This is a genomic window from Fructobacillus sp. ESL1129 (genome assembly GCF_058507945.1).
The window spans coordinates 704,641-721,404 of the sequence record NZ_CP196668.1 but is presented as its reverse complement, the minus strand read 5'-3'; the positions used below and the strand labels follow the sequence as shown (position 1 = coordinate 721,404).

General features: G+C 45.4%; 15 protein-coding genes. 14 read left to right on the top strand and 1 reads right to left on the bottom strand.

Going from position 1 to position 16,764, the window contains the following annotated elements; all coding sequences use genetic code 11:
* Nucleotides 1-47 precede the first annotated feature (47 nt).
* From udk to ACSYSL_RS03450, 3 genes are all read left to right on the top strand, one after another.
* The gene (gene udk / locus ACSYSL_RS03460; RefSeq protein WP_010017753.1) at nucleotides 48-677 is read left to right on the top strand and encodes a uridine kinase; all 630 of its coding nucleotides are present in this window, start codon (nucleotides 48-50) and stop codon (nucleotides 675-677) included.
* A 110-nt stretch (nucleotides 678-787) separates the two neighbouring features.
* Nucleotides 788-976 carry a hypothetical protein gene (locus ACSYSL_RS03455; protein WP_010017754.1) on the top strand — a complete coding sequence of 63 codons (189 nt, stop codon included), beginning with the start codon at nucleotides 788-790 and terminating at the stop codon, nucleotides 974-976.
* A 5-nt stretch (nucleotides 977-981) separates the two neighbouring features.
* Nucleotides 982-1,122: a hypothetical protein gene (locus tag ACSYSL_RS03450; protein ID WP_010017756.1), complete on the top strand. Its 141-nt coding sequence runs from the start codon at nucleotides 982-984 to the stop codon at nucleotides 1,120-1,122.
* A 54-nt stretch (nucleotides 1,123-1,176) separates the two neighbouring features.
* Here ACSYSL_RS03450 and ACSYSL_RS03445 read toward each other — a convergent pair whose 3' ends face one another.
* Nucleotides 1,177-2,040, bottom strand: coding sequence for a MurR/RpiR family transcriptional regulator (locus ACSYSL_RS03445; protein WP_010017758.1), 864 nt, complete (start codon nucleotides 2,038-2,040; stop codon nucleotides 1,177-1,179).
* A gap of 131 nt (nucleotides 2,041-2,171) precedes the next feature.
* Here ACSYSL_RS03445 and gnd point away from each other — a divergent pair, with 131 nt between their 5' ends.
* The 11 genes from gnd to pcrA all read left to right on the top strand — a co-directional run bounded on the left by gnd (nucleotide 2,172) and on the right by pcrA (nucleotide 16,757).
* Nucleotides 2,172-3,080: a phosphogluconate dehydrogenase (NAD(+)-dependent, decarboxylating) gene (gene gnd / locus ACSYSL_RS03440; RefSeq protein ID WP_010017759.1), complete on the top strand. Its 909-nt coding sequence runs from the start codon at nucleotides 2,172-2,174 to the stop codon at nucleotides 3,078-3,080.
* A 129-nt stretch (nucleotides 3,081-3,209) separates the two neighbouring features.
* Nucleotides 3,210-4,763: a gluconokinase gene (gene gntK, locus ACSYSL_RS03435; protein ID WP_010017760.1), complete on the top strand. Its 1,554-nt coding sequence runs from the start codon at nucleotides 3,210-3,212 to the stop codon at nucleotides 4,761-4,763.
* Nucleotides 4,764-4,794: 31 nt separating this feature from the next.
* Nucleotides 4,795-6,177, top strand: a complete 1,383-nt coding sequence (locus ACSYSL_RS03430; protein WP_010017761.1) for a gluconate:H+ symporter — start codon at nucleotides 4,795-4,797, stop codon at nucleotides 6,175-6,177.
* A 148-nt stretch (nucleotides 6,178-6,325) separates the two neighbouring features.
* On the top strand, nucleotides 6,326-7,945 hold the full coding sequence (locus ACSYSL_RS03425; protein WP_491708354.1) for an APC family permease: 1,620 nt from the start codon (nucleotides 6,326-6,328) through the stop codon (nucleotides 7,943-7,945).
* 125 nt (nucleotides 7,946-8,070) lie between these two features.
* Nucleotides 8,071-9,486 (top strand): APC family permease, encoded by a 1,416-nt coding sequence (locus ACSYSL_RS03420; protein ID WP_187753453.1) that lies wholly within the window; start codon nucleotides 8,071-8,073, stop codon nucleotides 9,484-9,486.
* A gap of 330 nt (nucleotides 9,487-9,816) precedes the next feature.
* Entirely contained in the window at nucleotides 9,817-12,498 is a 2,682-nt protein-coding gene (alaS, locus tag ACSYSL_RS03415; protein ID WP_491708353.1) for an alanine--tRNA ligase, read from the top strand.
* A 143-nt stretch (nucleotides 12,499-12,641) separates the two neighbouring features.
* A complete protein-coding gene (locus ACSYSL_RS03410) occupies nucleotides 12,642-12,893 on the top strand; it encodes an IreB family regulatory phosphoprotein (RefSeq protein WP_010017766.1) in 252 nt (83 codons plus the stop codon).
* Nucleotides 12,893-13,327: a Holliday junction resolvase RuvX gene (ruvX, locus tag ACSYSL_RS03405; RefSeq protein WP_491708352.1), complete on the top strand. Its 435-nt coding sequence runs from the start codon at nucleotides 12,893-12,895 to the stop codon at nucleotides 13,325-13,327. The genes ACSYSL_RS03410 and ruvX overlap by 1 nt, the downstream gene beginning before the upstream one ends.
* A gap of 18 nt (nucleotides 13,328-13,345) precedes the next feature.
* Nucleotides 13,346-13,645: a DUF1292 domain-containing protein gene (locus ACSYSL_RS03400; RefSeq protein WP_010017769.1), complete on the top strand. Its 300-nt coding sequence runs from the start codon at nucleotides 13,346-13,348 to the stop codon at nucleotides 13,643-13,645.
* Nucleotides 13,646-13,744: 99 nt separating this feature from the next.
* On the top strand, nucleotides 13,745-14,374 hold the full coding sequence (locus ACSYSL_RS03395) for a glycoside hydrolase family 73 protein (protein WP_187753450.1): 630 nt from the start codon (nucleotides 13,745-13,747) through the stop codon (nucleotides 14,372-14,374).
* A 130-nt stretch (nucleotides 14,375-14,504) separates the two neighbouring features.
* The gene (gene pcrA, locus ACSYSL_RS03390; RefSeq protein ID WP_187753449.1) at nucleotides 14,505-16,757 is read left to right on the top strand and encodes a DNA helicase PcrA; all 2,253 of its coding nucleotides are present in this window, start codon (nucleotides 14,505-14,507) and stop codon (nucleotides 16,755-16,757) included.
* Nucleotides 16,758-16,764 lie beyond the last annotated feature (7 nt).

Below are 16,764 nucleotides of genomic sequence, written 5' to 3'. Positions count from 1 at the left end.
GAAAAAATAAGTTTTTTTAAAATCTGGCGAGCATTGTGGAGGCTATCGTGGCAAAGAAACCGTTTTTAATTGGAATTACTGGTGGTTCAGGATCAGGAAAGACGACCGTTTCAAAGGCGTTGATTACACGACTTTCTGATAATAATCCAATTTTATTGCAACAAGACGTCTACTATAAGGATCAGTCAAACAAACCAATGGAAGAGCGGATGAAAACTAACTATGATCATCCGGATTCAATTGAAACGGACTTATTTGTTTCTGATTTGGAAAAGTTGATTCATCAAGAAGCAATTGATGCGCCCGTTTATGACTATGCTGCACACACCCGTTCAAAAGAAACCACACACATTGAACCGGGGGATGTCATTATTGTTGATGGTGTTTTGCTCTTTAACGATGCGCGAGTGCGTGATTTAATGGATCTCAAGGTATATGTTGACACGGATGATGACATTCGCTTTATTCGTCGTTTGCAGCGGGATACACATGAGCGTGGACGTACGGTTGAAGGTGTGATTGAACAATATACCGCAACGGTCAAGCCGATGCACAACCAATTTGTGGAACCCACAAAGCGCTATGCGGATATCATAGTGCCTGAAGGTGGTGGTAACTACGTGGCCATTGATATGTTGATGAACCAGGCTATCGCGATGGTGAAAAAAGAAGATTAATTGTTTGAAAAGATAGGGCGTCCTATCTTTTTTTAATTATTTTTATTCTAATCTCTTGCAAGTTTATTATAGAGTGCTATTATGTGGGTAAAGAAAAAAGGAGGTTCATGATGGCAACTGAACGTGATGGATTAAAGGAAAACCGCGAATCATTTAAGAAGGCGGAAGTAAAGGAAGTCCGTGACAAGGCTGAAGAACAGCATGAACACCAAGATGCTGCAGTTGAACATGCTAAGCATAAGGACGCCCGTTATGACAATGAAGCTTTTGAAGCTGAAAAGAAGGAATACGAGGGGTAATTTTTATGGAAAAGCAACACGAATTTGAAGCAGCTGACGCACGCGAAGTTGAAGACGCAAAGCGCCAAGAAGTTCGCGATGAAAAGCAATCAGAATTTACGCTTTCATCTCACGAAGCTCGTGAAAAAAAGGCTGAAGACAAGTAAGCTACAAAAAAGAGGATTCGCTTAAGAATCCTCTTTTTTGTTGGCTTTTAATTTTTAATGGCGTCTTGTTCCTTCGATTACATCACGCATTGTGTCAACAACCGTTTGAGTGGCCTTTGGCAACTTCGAACCGGTTAGGGTGAAGAGTGTATCGACAATGGTTAGTTGGGCGATTAACGAAGACATTGATTCGGAACGATAATTAACCTCTTCTGCCAGCGAAAGAAGGACAATGTCAGCCATTTTAGCAAGGGGTGAATCACTAAAGGACGTGATGGCGATGAATGGTACGTGGTGCTCTTTCAGTTTTTGCGCTAAAAAGAGCGTATCATCGTTACGACCAGAATGTGAGATAACAACGGCAGTGTCTTGCGGTGTTAGTTTGACCGCTTGCATGAGCTGAATATCATAATCGGGATGTGAAATGACGTCAATGGGCGTTCTTAAGAACTTGTGGTAGGCATTAAAAGCCACAATAGACGAACCACCAATGCCAAAAAAGCCCACCCGCTTGGCAGAGATTAGCCACTCTAAGGCCTTATCCAAAGTCGAAGATGAGAGGGCATCCGACGTCATTGTTAGGGCGTTTTGGGCACCCGAAAAAACTTTTTGACGAATGGCCTTTGTGTTGTCATCATCCGTAATTTCACCGAAAAGGTCGACTGGTGGCTTGCTTTGTTGGTAGGAAGCTAGTGCGACCGAAAAGTCGCGATAGGATTCGAAACCAATTTTTTTAACGAAGCGCGAAATTGAAGCTGTCGAAACACCTGTCTTTTTAGCCATTGATTGAATGGTATCTTGGGCTGCTTGATTTAGTTCCTTCAATATGTAGTGAATGAGTTTTTTTTCGGTTTGATTGTATTTGTTGGGTTCTTGCCCAAGTTGGGCAAAGATGGCCCGTGATTTACTTTCTAGCATGTTTTGGTCCTTTGTTCTCTTTACTATACCGGAGATGAAAGTTATTTTCAATTATGCCTTGTGTTCTGAAAAATATTTTCATATAATAGGATTGTAGTAAAAAAATGAAATACTAAAAAGAGGTAGTACACATGAAGTTTGCCATGATTGGTCTTGGAAAGATGGGTCTTAACTTGGTTAAGAACGCCGTTGACAATGGCCACGAAGTTGTTGCATTTGATTTGAACAAGGACTTTGTTGCAGAAGCTGATGCTTACTCAGACAAGGTTGAAGGTGTTAACTCACTCGATGAAATGTTGGCAAAGTTGCCTTCACCAAAGGTTGTTTGGGTAATGGTTCCTGCCGGAAAGCCAACCAACTCAACAATCGATACTTTGATTGAAAAGATGGACAAGGGCGACATCATCATTGATGGTGGAAACTCAAACTACAAGGACAACCTTGAACAAAACAAGCGCACGACTGCTGCTGGCATCAACTTGTTTGATGCTGGTACGTCTGGTGGTATGGCCGGTGCTCGTAACGGTGGAAACTTCATGATTGGTGGAGACAACAAGGAAGCTTGGGCCGAAATCGAACCATTGTTCAAGTCAATCGCTCAAAAGGATGGTTACTTGTACACTGGTCGTTTGGGATCAGGTCACTACTTGAAGATGGTCCACAATGGTATCGAATACGGTATGATGGAAGCCATCGCCGAAGGGTTCGAAGTGTTGGAAGCATCACAATTCGATTACGATTACGAAGCAGTTGCTAAGCTTTGGAACAACGGATCTGTTGTTCGTTCATGGTTGATGGAATTGATTGAAGAACAATTTGCTAAGGATCCTAAGTTGTCAAAGATTTCTGGCGTTATGCACTCATCTGGTGAAGGTAAGTGGACGGTTGAAGAATCACTTGACTTGGAAGTTCCAGCACCAGTTATCTACTTGTCATTGGCAATGCGCTACCGTTCATTGCAAGCTGACACGTTTACTGGAAAGGTTGTTTCAGCTTTGCGTAACGGCTTCGGTGGTCACGCAATGGACTCAGCTAAGTAAACTTTCAAAGAAACATTCTAAAAGCTCCCACTCGGGGGCTTTTTGTTTGCCGGCTAAAGTAAGCGGTAACAATGTTGAATGTTTATTCGGTATTTTGTCTTATAACTCTCATAAAAATGGAGACAGAACATGAATTATATGATTGGAATTGACCTTGGGACAACGTCGACCAAGGCCGTCTTGTTTGACGACAAGAATCAGGTTGTCGCTCAAGCAAATTACGGTTATCCGCTATATCGCGATACGACCGATATGGCAGAAGAGGATTTGGAAGAAATTTTTGTTTCCTTTACCAACGCCTTGGTAGCTGTTGTTCGTAAGGCTGAATTAAGTAAGGGCAATACCATTCAAGCGGTTTCTTTCTCTTCCGCCATGCATTCGCTGATTGCTTTTGACAAGGATTGGCAGCCATTGACGCGTGTCATCACTTGGGCCGATACGCGGGCCGTTAATTATACGGAAGAACTGAAGTCTACCGGTCTTGGGATGGAGATTTACCAGAAGACTGGAACGCCTATCCACCCAATGGCACCGTTATCAAAGCTTTTGTGGTTGAAAAACGAAAAGCCAGAAATCTTTAAGAATGCTGCCCACTACTTGGGTATTAAGGAATATCTTTTCCACCGTTTGTTCGGTACAAACAAGATGGATATTTCGATTGCTTCTGGAACCGGTCTTTTCAACATCTTTGATTTGGATTGGGATAGTCAGGCTCTTGAAGTAACTGGCATTAAGAAGGAACAGTTGCCTGAAACGGTTTCGCCCTATGAATACGAAAAGGGCATGAGCAAGGATTTGGCAGCGGTGATTGGCATGCCTGCCGATGTACCTTTCGTTTATGGAGCGGGGGATGGACCGCTGTCAAACCTTGGGGTTGACGCCGTTCAACCAGGTGTGGCTGCCATCACAATCGGTACTTCCGGTGCCATTCGTGTTGTTTCGGATAAACCAGTGATTGATCCTAAGGGACGTACCTTTACCTATGCCTTGGATAAGGATCACTGGGTGGTTGGTGGACCGGTGAACAACGGTGGTGATGTCTTCCGTTGGGCCCGTGACAACCTCTTTGATGCTGAAAAATCGACAGCCGCTCTTCTTGGACAAGACGCCTATGACCTGATGACGGAAATTGCTTCTAAGATTCCGGCTGGTTCTGATGGTTTGCTTTTCCACCCATATTTGGGTGGAGAACGTGCGCCCATTTGGGATGCCAATGCTCGTGGCTCATTCTTTGGGTTGAACCACTCACATACCCGTGCCAACATGCTGCGTGCTGTTCTTGAAGGCATTACCTTTAACGTGTACATGGTGTCACTGGCTTTGGAAGAAGTGGTTGGTTCTCTGAAATCAATCCAGGCGACGGGTGGTTTTGCCCGCTCACCACTTTGGCGTCAAATGTTCGCTGATATTTTTGAGCAGCCAGTGACTGTCCCTCAAGCCTTTGAGTCTGGGGCTTTGGCTGCTGTTGTGGTCGCCCAGAAAGCACTTGGTCAAATTGATGACCTTTATGAAATTTCGAAGTACATTGGTAAGTCCAATACTTATCAGCCAGATCCAGAAAACTTTCAGGCTTACCGAGAATTGGCGCCGATCTTTATTCGACTTTCTCGTCAATTACAAACTGAGTATGACAACATTGCCGATTTCCAGCGTAAGCACGCTCGTTCGGCTGACAAGAAATAAGGGAGTAGGGGCTTTGCCCTAAAACAAAACCATGGAATTTATCATGTTAATTCTGTCCATTTTGCTTTTGTTGCTTTTAATCACCAAATTCAAATTGAACACTTTCGTATCATTGGTCATTACAGCGATTGTTTTGGCTTTACTATTGGGAATGAACCCTTCAAAGATTCCAGACGCAGTTCTTGGTAACCAAGGAATGGGAAACATTTTGGGATCAAACGCCGTCATCTTCATCTTTGGTGGCATGATTGGTCGTTTGGTTGCCGATGCCGGTGGTTCGTATCGAATCGCTAAGACGCTCATTGCTTGGTTCGGTCTGAAGCGCTTGCAGTGGGCCGTGCTGCTGGCCTCCTTCATCATTGGAATTTCAATGATTTTCGGGGTGGGAATGGTGCTCTTGATTCCAATCGTGTTTGCGGTTGCCATTGAGGCTGGTGTGCCATTGCTTTACTTGGGTGTTTCCATGACGGCTGCGCTGTCATCTGCTCAAGGATTTTTGCCACCACAACCAGCCCCAACGGCGGTTGCCTCACAGTTAAACGCAAACATTGGTTTGATGCTGTTAGTTGGACTTTTCGTTTCGGTTATTACAGCCGTCGTTGCCGGTCCTGTCTTTACGAAGTTGGCGCAGAAATACGCACCCGATGCTTTTAAGTTCAAGGAACACATCGAGGCCGTTGGTGACGTAAAGGAATACGACTTGGACAAGACCCCATCATTTGGTCTTTCTGTTTTAACTTCCGTCTTCCCATTGGTCTTCATGATTATTGCAACGATTTACAAGTTGGTCGTTACCGGTGGTAAGACACCGAAAAACCCTGACGCAGTTTACCAAGTCATTGATTTCTTGGCTAATCCAGCCATCGCGATGACGATTTCGCTTGTTTTGGCCATCTTTACAATGGGTATCATGCAAAAGCGTGACATGAAAACGGTTGGAACATCATTGAATGAGGGAATGAACGCGGTTTCTGGTATTCTGTTAATTGTTGGTGGTGGAGGAGCCCTTCGTGGTGTCCTTGTGACCTCGGGTATGTCGGCTAAGATTGCCGATCTCTTCCAGTCTTCTGGTTCCATGTCACCAATTACTATTGTCCTCTTTGCTTGGGCCGTTGCCTCCTTGCTACGAATTGCTGTTGGTTCTGCAACGGTTGCTGGGATTACAGCGGTTGGTGTTGTGAACGGCATTTTGGCCGCCAATCCACATGGTGACATGCTCCTTGTTTTGGTTGCGCTTGCCATTGGTGCGGGTTCATTGATTGCTTCTCACGTCAACGATGCTGGATTCTGGATTTTCAAGGAATTCTTTGACCTAACGGTTAAGCAAACCTTCCAGATTTGGACGGTTCTGGAGACGGTTATTTCGATTACCGGCTTAATTCTAATTTTGATTTTAACGGCGGTGTTCGTTTAAAAATGAAAGCCCACCGGTTAGTTCCGGAGGGCTTTTTATTGTGAAAAGTCAAAATCAGTTTTGCAATTTTGGAAGAGTCTGGTAAAATAGTGACCATCGGATGACCGCCAATGAGTGGTCACTTTTGAAATTGAAACGAAAGGTTATTATGAAAAATAAAAAAATTGGTTTATTGCAGCTGGTTCTGCTAGGCCTTGGTTCCTTGATTGGTTCCGGTTGGCTATTTGGTTCATGGGAAGCAACCCGTGTGGCTGGACCAGCGGCGATTATTTCTTGGATTGTTGGTGCAGTTGTCATCGGAGTGATTGCCTACACGTACGTGGAGTTGGGAACGATGTTCCCTCAATCTGGGGGGATGTCGAAGTTCGCTCAGTATACACACGGTTCTTTGCTTGGTTTCATTGCCTCATGGGCTAACTGGGTGTCATTGATTACCTTGATTCCAATCGAGGCCGTCGCGGCCGTTCAATACATGGCGACTTGGCCATGGTCTTGGGCAAACTGGACGCACCATTTCTTGGAAAATAATCAAATTACCACCCCAGGTTTGCTGGTGGTGTTTGGCTTTATTATCATCTTTACCTTGTTGAACTACTGGTCTGTTTCCCTTTTGACTAAGTTCACGTCATTCATTTCCTTCTTTAAGTTGGGCGTGCCATTGTTGACTATCATTATGTTGACCATTGCCTCTTTCCACCCATCAAACTATGGATCGAACATGCATGACTTTATGCCATACGGTACGGCGCCTATCTTTGCGGCAACGACCGTTTCTGGTATTATTTTCTCCTTTAACGCTTTCCAAACCATCATTAACTTTGGTTCAGAAGTGAAGGACCCTACCAAGGATATTTCACGTGGAATCGTGATTTCTTTGAGTGTTGCGGCTGTTTTGTACATTTTGATTCAGTCGACTTTCATTACAGCGATTGAACCATCTGAAATCGCTAAGTTCGGTTGGCATGGAATTAACTTCCAGTCACCGTTTGCCGATTTGGCCATCTTGGTCGGTTTGAACTGGTTGTCTATCTTGCTTTATACGGATGCCTTTATTTCGCCATTCGGAACCGGTGTGTCCTTTGCGGCTTCAACCGGTCGTGTTTTGGCAGCTATGGCTTCCGATAAGCACATTCCGCAATTCATTGGAAAGATTAACGAAAAGTACGGTATTCCTCGTATGGCCATGGTGACCGATGCGGTCTTGTCCATGATCATGGTTTCGCTCTTCCGTTCATGGGGAACCTTGGCGGCCGTAATTTCAACGGCAACCTTGATTGCCTACTTGACTGGACCCGTTACGGTGATGTCACTTCGTGAAATGGCACCGGAATTCACCCGGCCATTCAAGTCTAAGTCCATGAAGTGGGTAGCCCCTTTGGCCTTTGTTTTGGCTTCCTTAGCCACTTACTGGGCAATGTGGCCAACGACCATTGAAGTGATTTTGATCATTATCTTGGGCTTGCCATTCTACTTCTATTACGAATGGCGCCAAGGATTTGCTTGGTCACGCTTGAAGAAGCAGCTCCAAGGATCATCATGGTTGCTCTTTTATTTGATTGCCTTGTCAATTGAATCATACATTGGGTCAACGGAATTCAACGGAATTGGTTGGATCCACTACCCATGGGACTTCTTAATGGTAGCCATTGTTGCCTTAGCATTCTATGCTTGGGGTAAGGGTTCACATTTGATTACGAAGTATTTCAAGCGCGCTAAAAAGGTGAACGATTCTGTTGACTTTGAAGAGCCTGCTGAAGAAACGAATTAATATGAGAAAGTCAGGTTTAACCTGGCTTTTTATTTTGTTACTTTTTTCAATTATTACAATTGACAATGAGATGTTATACTGATAAGGTTGAAAAATAGTTTAATTAAAAGTAAATGAGGAAGAATATGAACGATGAAAAGCGGGGTTCCTGGTTACAAAGAGCCGATCCATCAGCCTTTGAACAATCAGATAAGCATCTCCCCAAGACGCTTGGTGTGAAAGAAATGTTGGCCATGGGGGTTGGAACCATTGTTGGGGCAACCATCTTTACCATGCCTGGAATTGTAGCGGCTAGCCACGCAGGTGCTGCTGTCACAATTTCGTTCATTTTGGCGGCCGTCGTTTCGGGGTTGACGGCTTTTGCCTATGCAGAATTTGCTTCTGTATTGCCATTCGCCGGATCTGCCTATTCCTGGATTTCGGTTGTTTTTGGTAAAGTCTTTGGCTGGGTCGCTGGTTGGGCGCTCTTGGCCGAATACTTTATTGCCGTTGCCTTCGTTGCGTCTGGTTGGTCGGCTAATATGAAGCTATTCCTTTCCTCTTTTGGTTGGGAATTGCCAAAGTCTTTGGCTAATCCATTTTCTGCTGGAAACGGGGGAGTCATTGATCTCTTCGCCCTGTTGGCCGTGCTAATTGTGGCCACCCTGTTGTTCCGTGGAACAAAGAACACAGCTAAAGTTGAAAACACCTTGGTTGTCTTGAAGGTGGGCGTCATCTTGCTCTTTATTGTTGTTGGCGCAACGGCTATCCATCCAACTAACTATGCCCACTTTATTCCAGCTCACCAACCTGGAACGACTTTTGGTGGTTGGCAGGGAATTTCTGCGGCCGCTTCACAAATTTTCTTAGCATACATTGGCTTTGATTCCATTGCAGCGAATTCAGCGGAAGCTAAGAACCCTCAAAAGACGATGCCGCGTGGGATTATTGGTTCCTTAATCGTGGCGACTGCTCTTTTTGTTGCCGTCGCATTGGTTTTGGTTGGTATGTTCCACTATAGCAAGTATGCCAACAATGCGGCGCCAGCTGCTTGGGCTCTGTTAGAAGCTGGTCACCCCATGGTGTCCCACCTGCTTTCTGTCGTGGCCTTAGCTGGTATGTTTACTGGTTTGATTGGAATGATGTTGGCTGGTTCACGTTTGCTCTATGCCTTTGGCCGTGACGGCCTATTACCAGGTTTCCTTGGCAAGGTTTCGACAAAGGGACAGCCAAACAATGCTTTGATTGCTCTTTCTGTCATTGCCATCCTGGTTGGTTCAATCTTTTCCTTTACTGAATTGGCCGGTTTGATTTCTGCTGGAACGCTGATTGCCTTTATTATGGTTTCACTCGGTATTTACTCACTACGCAAGCGTGAAGGCGTCGATTTGCCTGAACCGTCATTTAAGATGCCACTTTACCCAGTCCTGCCTGCTTTAGCAGCGCTGGGAGCTGGATACATTTTCTATACCCTTGACCACCAAGCTCAGAGTTATTCTGTTGGGTGGTTTGTTCTTGGATTGATTGTCTATGCCGTTTATGGTGCAAAGCATTCAAAGTAACTTTTGGACACAGTGATTGCTGAACTAGAAAAGTCGTCGTTACCGGCGACTTTTTTATTGCGATAGAAACCGAAAGTAGCAGCACTATGGTATACTATAGGTAGCATTTGGATATGCAGTTCAATGAACTTTTTCTAGCGAGGCTCCGGGTGGTGGAAGGGGCTAAGGGTTCTTGTTCTGTGCTCCCAAAGGATTTGCCATTTTGGCCGCTTTCCTGGCGTTACAAGGTTTGAGGTAAGACTTTTTCAGTCATTACAAACAGCGGTGGTACCACGGTCACGCGTCCGCTCTTTGTGATGGCTTTTTCTGTTAGATAAAAGGAGTTGTTGTATGAAAGAATTATCATCAGCAGAAATCCGGCAAATGTTTTTGGATTTCTTTGCGTCAAAGGATCACTTGGTGGTTCCCTCAAAGTCATTGATTCCAGAAAATGATCCCTCCCTTTTGTGGATTAATTCTGGTGTGGCGACTTTGAAAAAATACTTTGATGGTTCCGTTGTGCCACCAAAGCCACGGTTGACCAACGCCCAAAAGGCCATTCGAACCAATGACATTGAAAACGTTGGTAAGACAGCCCGCCATCACACGCTCTTTGAAATGATGGGAAACTTCTCAATTGGTGATTATTTCAAGGAAGAAGTGATTCCTTGGGCGTGGGAGTTGCTGACTTCACCTGAATGGTACGGCTTGGATAAGGAAAAGTTGTACGTGACGGTTTATCCCAAGGATCAGGAATCAAAGAAGATTTGGGAAGAAAAGACGGACTTGCCAGACGGTCATATTTACGAAGTGGAAGATAACTTTTGGGACATTGGAGAAGGCCCTTCAGGACCCGATTCTGAAATCTTTTACGACCGAGGAGAAGCCTTTGCGGACTTGCCTGCTGATGATCCGGAAATGTATCCTGGTGGTGAAAACGAACGTTACTTGGAAATTTGGAACATTGTTTTCTCACAGTTCAACCACTTGCCTGGTTTGACAGACAACAGTACCTATCCAGAATTGCCCCATAAAAACATTGATACGGGGATGGGATTGGAACGATTGGTTTCTGTTTTCCAGAATGGTCGCACGAATTTTGACACTGATCTTTTCTTGCCTATTATTCATGCAATTGAACCGTTGACGGATGGCAAAGTCTATGATGAAACGAAGGATACGGAAGATAACGTTTCCTTCAAGGTGATTGCTGACCACATCCGGGCCGTTGCCTTTGCGATTTCTGATGGTGCCAAGCCTTCAAATGAAGGCCGTGGTTACGTTATTCGTCGACTCCTGCGTCGGGCCGTTTTGCACGGGCAAAAGTTAGGAATTCAAGGCAACTTCTTGGCTAAAATCGTTCCTGCGATGGTGGGGACACTTGATTCTTATTATCCTGAATTGAAGGAAAAAGAAGGATTGATTGAATCCATCATGACGGCCGAGGAAAAGCGCTTTAACAAGACGCTGAAGTCTGGTCTGACCATGTTTGATCAGTTTGTTGCCGAGGCTAAGAAGGCGGGGAAGAACGAGATTTCTGGGCAAGACGCCTTTAAGTTGTCGGACACCTATGGCTTCCCTGTTGAATTAACGGCTGAACAAGCTAGTGAAGTTGGCATGAAAGTGGACATGGCAGGGTTCGAAAAGGCCCTCCAAGAGCAAAAGGATCGGGCGCGAGCAGCGCGTGGTAAAGAACATGCAATGGGTGTTCAAAACGCTGCCTTAACCGACTTAACCGTTCCTTCACAGTACGTTGGTTGGTCGGAAACAGCGGTTGATGACGCAAAGGTTGTCGCCATTATTGCTCATGATGCATCCGGCGTGGCTGTTGACACCGATAGTGCCAAGGCAGGACAGACGGCCTGGTTGGTCTTTGATAAGACGCCTTTCTACGCTGAAATGGGTGGTCAAGTGGCTGACTTTGGAACGGTTAAGGATGAAAACGATGATGTGGTTGCTGAAGTTCGTGATGTTCAAGCCGGACCAAACGGCCAAAACATTCACGAAGTAGACTTGGTTGACGATGTTCAGGTTGGTCAAGTTGTCAACTTGGCGGTGGACATGGAACGTCATCACGCCGTTTCATTGAACCATACGGCCACTCACTTACTTGACCAAGCCTTGCGCAACGTCATTGGTGGGGATGTGCACCAGGCTGGTTCCTTGGTGGAGCCAGAGTACTTGCGTTTTGACTTTAACCATGAGGGACCTGTTGACCAGGCCACGCTCAACCGGATTCAGGATGAAGTGAATTTGCAAATTCAAAAGAACTTGCCAATCACTTGGAAGGAAATGTCCATCGACGAAGCCAAGAAGCTTGGCGCCGTTGCCGTCTTTGACGACAAGTACGGCGACACCGTTCGAATCGTTTCCATCGGCGACTACAACCAGGAGTTTGACGGCGGAACGCATGCTCAGTCAACGGCTGAACTCAATCTATTCAAGATTAGCTCTGAATCAGGCGTTGCCGCTGGAATTCGACGGATTGAAGCTAAGACTGCTTTGCCGGCTTTGACCGATTACCAGGCCGAAGAGCAAACGTTGCAAAGCATTGCCAAGAACTTGAAGGTGCCAAGCTTACTAGCAGTTTCGGACCGTGTGGCTGATTTGGCGACGGAATTGAAGGAAACTAAGAACCAGATGGCCGCTCTGCAAGGCCAGTTAGCAGCCATGCAGGCTTCCGAACTATGGCAAAATCCAGAAGATATTAATGGTTTGTCAGTGGTGGCCGCAAAGGTAACGGTGGAAAACGCTGGTGGACTGCGTCAAATGGCAGATGTTTGGCGTGATAAGGGTGCGTCGAACGTGCTGATTTTGGCTGCTGCCATTGGCGAAAAAGTCAATTTGCTCGTTGCGGCTGATAAGGATGCAAACGCTGCCGGCGTGAAGGCCGGTGATATTGTGAAAGCCATTGCACCAGTTGTTGGTGGTGGCGGTGGTGGCCGTCCGGACCTCGCCCAAGCTGGTGGAAAGGACCAAGCCCAGATTCCAGCTGCTTTGCAAAAGGCCAAGGATTTACTTGGTAATTTGTAAAACTTGCGCTTCGAAAAGTACGGTTATCCTGCCCAAGCAGATGATTCAAATTTTTAGCATCTTTGTTTATTTTGTGAATGAAATCGTGTTAAACTAGAAGCAGAATTAGTTATTAAGATTTATTAAAGAAAGGAGCGTGTGCGATGAGCGTAAGTGATAAAACGGCCATTTTTGACTTTGGCCAACAGGCGCCGAAGAATATCCAAGAAACGATGGAATTGGTTTACGCAGCTCTGGAAGAAAAAGGCTACAATCCAATCAATCAAATTGTTGGTTATTTGATGTCTGGTGATCCAGCCTACATTCCCCGTTTGCATGATGCCCGTAACTTAATTAAACGTCACGAACGTGATGAAATTATTGAGGAACTCGTGCACGCCTATTTGAAAAAATAATGCGGATATTAGGATTAGATGTAGGTTCCAAAACAGTTGGTGTGGCGGTTTCTGATCCCATGGGTTGGACGGCACAGGGAGTCGAGATCATCCGTATTAATGAGGATGAACAGGTTTTTGGTCTTGATCGTCTTGGTGAAATCATCAAGGAGACCAATGCTAAAGCCGTTGTGTTAGGTCTTCCAAAGAACATGAACAATACGGAGGGACCGCGTGCAGAAGCGTCGCGGGCCTATGCCGAGAAGGTAGAAGAGCGCTTTGATTTGCCAACTGACTTTCAAGATGAGCGGTTAACGACGGTTCAGGCCGAGCGGATGCTGATTGAAGAAGCCGATGTTTCACGTAAGAAGCGTAAAAAGGTTATCGATAAAATTGCAGCGGAATTTATTCTGCAAAATTATCTTGATGCCAACGGTAAATTAACAAAGTTATAAAGTAATAAAGGACAGTGTATGGTTAAACAAAACCCTGAAATTGATAAGATTACTCTAGTGGATGATAACGGTGACGAAGCCTTGTATGAAGTGCTTTTCACTTTCCATTCTGAAGAATACGATAAGTCTTACATCTTACTCGTTCCCGATGGTGTTGAGGAAGACGAACAAGTTGACGTTCAGGCTTACATCTTTAACCCAGAAGAGAACGGGGACGAAAAAGATGGCAACCTCTTGCCAATTGAAGATGAGGCCGAATGGGCCATGGTCGAAGAAGTGTTAAACACTTTCTTGGATGATGATTCAAACTTTGAATAAAATCTGATTAAAAGGTACCCTTGCGGGTGCTTTTTTTATCTCTACATAAGTAAAAAAGCGGTATACTTTATTTTTAGAAATAAACGAAAGGAGTGTCAGATGGCGAAAAGGAAACGGCACGTTTGGCTAAAGTTACCGAAAAATAAAAAAGCAAGACGACGTTACTATTTCGTCATCACTTTTTTCCTCTTTCTATTGGTTGCTGCTGCCTGCATGACGCCACAATTTTTGGCAAATCGTCAGGAAGCGCGTTTGGAAGACCAGCGATCGCAACAGTTGAAAAATTGGGCACCCTATGCGCAACAATTACAAAAACAGTATGGGATTTTTTCGTCGATTTCACTTGCTCAAGCAGCCTTGGAGTCTGATTTCGGGCAATCGGAACTAGCCGTAAAAGCCCACAATCTATACGGTGTTAAGGCTTCATCTGGACAATCGTCTGTGACCATGCCGACTAAGGAATATCAAGATGGTTCCTGGGTGACGGTCGACGCCTCTTTTGTTGCTTACCCTTCTTGGCAAGCCTCGATGTTAGCTCATGCGCAGCTCCTAAGGCAGGGAACGTCATGGAACAAGGGGCAATACGCACATGTTCTGGCTGCCAAAAGTTATCAAGCAGCTGCACAAGGTCTCGTAACTGATGGTTACGCGACCGATCCTGACTATGCTGTCAAGCTAGTGCAGGTGATTGAAAAATATCATTTACAGCGCTTTGACTTAGTGAATTAGAGTGAAAAAGTCCGTTTATTTAGGGCTTTTTTTACTGTTTTGACTGGGTAAAAGTCCCGTGATCCTCCGGGTGAAAAAAGCGCTTCTATGCTAAAATAATGGAAGAAGAAAATGACTCTAGGATGGCAAAATGACTGTTGAAGAATTAACCAAGGGGATGAACGATAAGCAAGCGGAGGCGGTTGAAACAACCGAAGGGCCGCTCTTGATTATGGCAGGTGCTGGCTCTGGAAAGACTCGGGTGTTGACCCACCGAGTGGCCCACCTAATTGAAGACTTAGATGTCCGGCCTTGGCGGATTTTGGCGATTACCTTTACCAACAAAGCTGCCCGTGAGATGCGGGAACGGATTGCCAAATTAGTTGATCCGGAGCAAGCCCAGGCCGTCTGGGTATCGACTTTTCACGCTTTGGCTGTCCGCATTTTACGTCGAGATGGCGAGCAGATTGGTTTAGGTAAGAACTTTACGATATTGGATTCGTCTGCCCAAAAGACTTTGGTTAAGCGAGTGGTGAACGAGTTGAATTTGGATTCCAACCAGTATGATCCACGAACGATTTTGGGAACAATTTCAAACGCTAAAAACGAACTGTTGACGCCAAAGGATTATGCTGAACAAGCCGGTAACTATTATGAGGAACGGGTCGCAGAAGTGTACCGGGCCTATCAAAAGGCGTTGCGTCAGGCTCAGTCGGTTGACTTTGATGACCTGATTATGATGACAATCGAGCTTTTTGAAAAGGTTCCGGAAGTTTTGCACCGTTACCAAGATCAATTCCGCTATCTACACGTCGATGAGTATCAGGATACCAATGATGCTCAGTACAAGATTGTGAACATGCTGGCGCAAGGGTCCAAGAATTTGGCCGTTGTTGGTGATGCCGATCAGTCAATTTATGGTTGGCGAGGGGCCAACATGCAGAATATCTTGAACTTCGAAAAAGACTGGCCAGATGCTAAGTCCGTTTTCTTGGAACAAAATTACCGGTCTACCCAAAACATTCTTGATGCGGCCAACGATGTTATTAACAACAATAACGAACGTGTACCAAAGAAGCTTTGGACGGAAAATGGTAAGGGTGAAAAAATCACTTACTACCGTGCCCAATCCGCTCAAGATGAAGCCTACTACGTCTTGGGTAAAATTCAAAAGGGGCAAAGAGAACAAAAACGATCACTTTCGGACTTTGCAATTCTTTACCGAACGAATGCGCAGTCGCGTGCGATGGAAGAAGCGCTGGTGAAGGCGAACATTCCCTACACCATCGTTGGCGGGCATAAGTTTTACGATCGTAAAGAAATTTTAGATATCATGGCCTACCTTTCTTTGGTTGCTAACCCAGCTGATAACGCCGCCCTCGAGCGAATCATTAACGTTCCAAAGCGGGCCATCGGGCAAACCACCATTGACCGCTTGTTTGGTTTTGCTGATTCTATTAACCTACCGATGTTAGCAGCCATTGATCAGATTGAAATGGCCGCTGATATTCGACCAGCCGCCGCTTCAAAGTTACTTGCGTTTGCGGAAATGATTCATAACTTCCGTCAGCAGGCGGAGTTTTTGGATGTTTCCGAGTTGACTGATCTTATTTTAGATCAATCAGGCTACCGGAAAGAGTTACAAAAAAAGGCGGATCCAGAATCGCAGTCACGTCTTGAAAACCTGGATGAATTTATTTCGGTAACTAAAGAATTCGAAGCGAAATACGATGCCAGTGCTGAGGATGCTGTTGACCCGTTGACCGACTTTTTGGGTTCAACCGCTCTAATGGCTGAGCTGGATAATGTAGAGGAAGATTCGGGTCAGGTGACTTTGATGACGCTGCACGCGGCAAAGGGACTGGAATTCCCGGTTGTCTTCTTGATTGGCTTAGAGGAAGGCCTCTTTCCATTGGGACGAGCTGCCCAGGATGAGGACTTGTTGGAAGAAGAACGCCGTTTGGCATACGTAGGGATTACGCGTGCTGAGCAGAAGCTCTATTTGACAAATGCCTTCTCACGATTGCTTTACGGAAAGACGCAGTCCAACCAGCCATCCCGTTTTATTGATGAGATCTCCGATGATTTGATTGAAAAGGCTTACCCCGCTGGTTCTTCGGCTACTCAACCTGGTTTGTCGTCTAAGTTCTTACGAGCAACGGCAACGACCTATCAAGGACGTCCTGTTCAGGCTTCCGCTGTCCAAAAGAAAGAAGCTGACACGACTGGTGCTGAAGGTGTTTCTTGGCAGGCTGGTGATAAGGTTCAGCATAAGAAGTGGGGCATTGGAACGGTCGTCTCCGTGACGGGTTCTGCTGATGATCAAGAATTAAAAGTTGCCTTTCCAGAAGACGGAATTAAGCAATTATTGGCTGCTTTTGCACCAATCACGAAGGTCAATTAGCTTCAAA

What these genes read in the sequence shown, in the direction of transcription:
- ACSYSL_RS03400 (WP_010017769.1), top strand. Translation starts at nt 13,346, where the DNA reads ATGGTTAAACAAAACCCTGAAATTGATAAGATTACTCTAGTGGATGAT.
- ACSYSL_RS03410 (WP_010017766.1), top strand. Translation starts at nt 12,642, where the DNA reads ATGAGCGTAAGTGATAAAACGGCCATTTTTGACTTTGGCCAACAGGCG.
- ACSYSL_RS03395 (WP_187753450.1), top strand. Translation starts at nt 13,745, where the DNA reads ATGGCGAAAAGGAAACGGCACGTTTGGCTAAAGTTACCGAAAAATAAA.
- ACSYSL_RS03445 (WP_010017758.1), bottom strand. Translation starts at nt 2,040, where the DNA reads ATGCTAGAAAGTAAATCACGGGCCATCTTTGCCCAACTTGGGCAAGAA.
- pcrA (WP_187753449.1), top strand. Translation starts at nt 14,505, where the DNA reads ATGACTGTTGAAGAATTAACCAAGGGGATGAACGATAAGCAAGCGGAG.
- ACSYSL_RS03430 (WP_010017761.1), top strand. Translation starts at nt 4,795, where the DNA reads ATGGAATTTATCATGTTAATTCTGTCCATTTTGCTTTTGTTGCTTTTA.
- gnd (WP_010017759.1), top strand. Translation starts at nt 2,172, where the DNA reads ATGAAGTTTGCCATGATTGGTCTTGGAAAGATGGGTCTTAACTTGGTT.
- ruvX (WP_491708352.1), top strand. Translation starts at nt 12,893, where the DNA reads ATGCGGATATTAGGATTAGATGTAGGTTCCAAAACAGTTGGTGTGGCG.
- alaS (WP_491708353.1), top strand. Translation starts at nt 9,817, where the DNA reads ATGAAAGAATTATCATCAGCAGAAATCCGGCAAATGTTTTTGGATTTC.
- ACSYSL_RS03455 (WP_010017754.1), top strand. Translation starts at nt 788, where the DNA reads ATGGCAACTGAACGTGATGGATTAAAGGAAAACCGCGAATCATTTAAG.
- ACSYSL_RS03450 (WP_010017756.1), top strand. Translation starts at nt 982, where the DNA reads ATGGAAAAGCAACACGAATTTGAAGCAGCTGACGCACGCGAAGTTGAA.
- ACSYSL_RS03425 (WP_491708354.1), top strand. Translation starts at nt 6,326, where the DNA reads ATGAAAAATAAAAAAATTGGTTTATTGCAGCTGGTTCTGCTAGGCCTT.
- ACSYSL_RS03420 (WP_187753453.1), top strand. Translation starts at nt 8,071, where the DNA reads ATGAACGATGAAAAGCGGGGTTCCTGGTTACAAAGAGCCGATCCATCA.
- gntK (WP_010017760.1), top strand. Translation starts at nt 3,210, where the DNA reads ATGAATTATATGATTGGAATTGACCTTGGGACAACGTCGACCAAGGCC.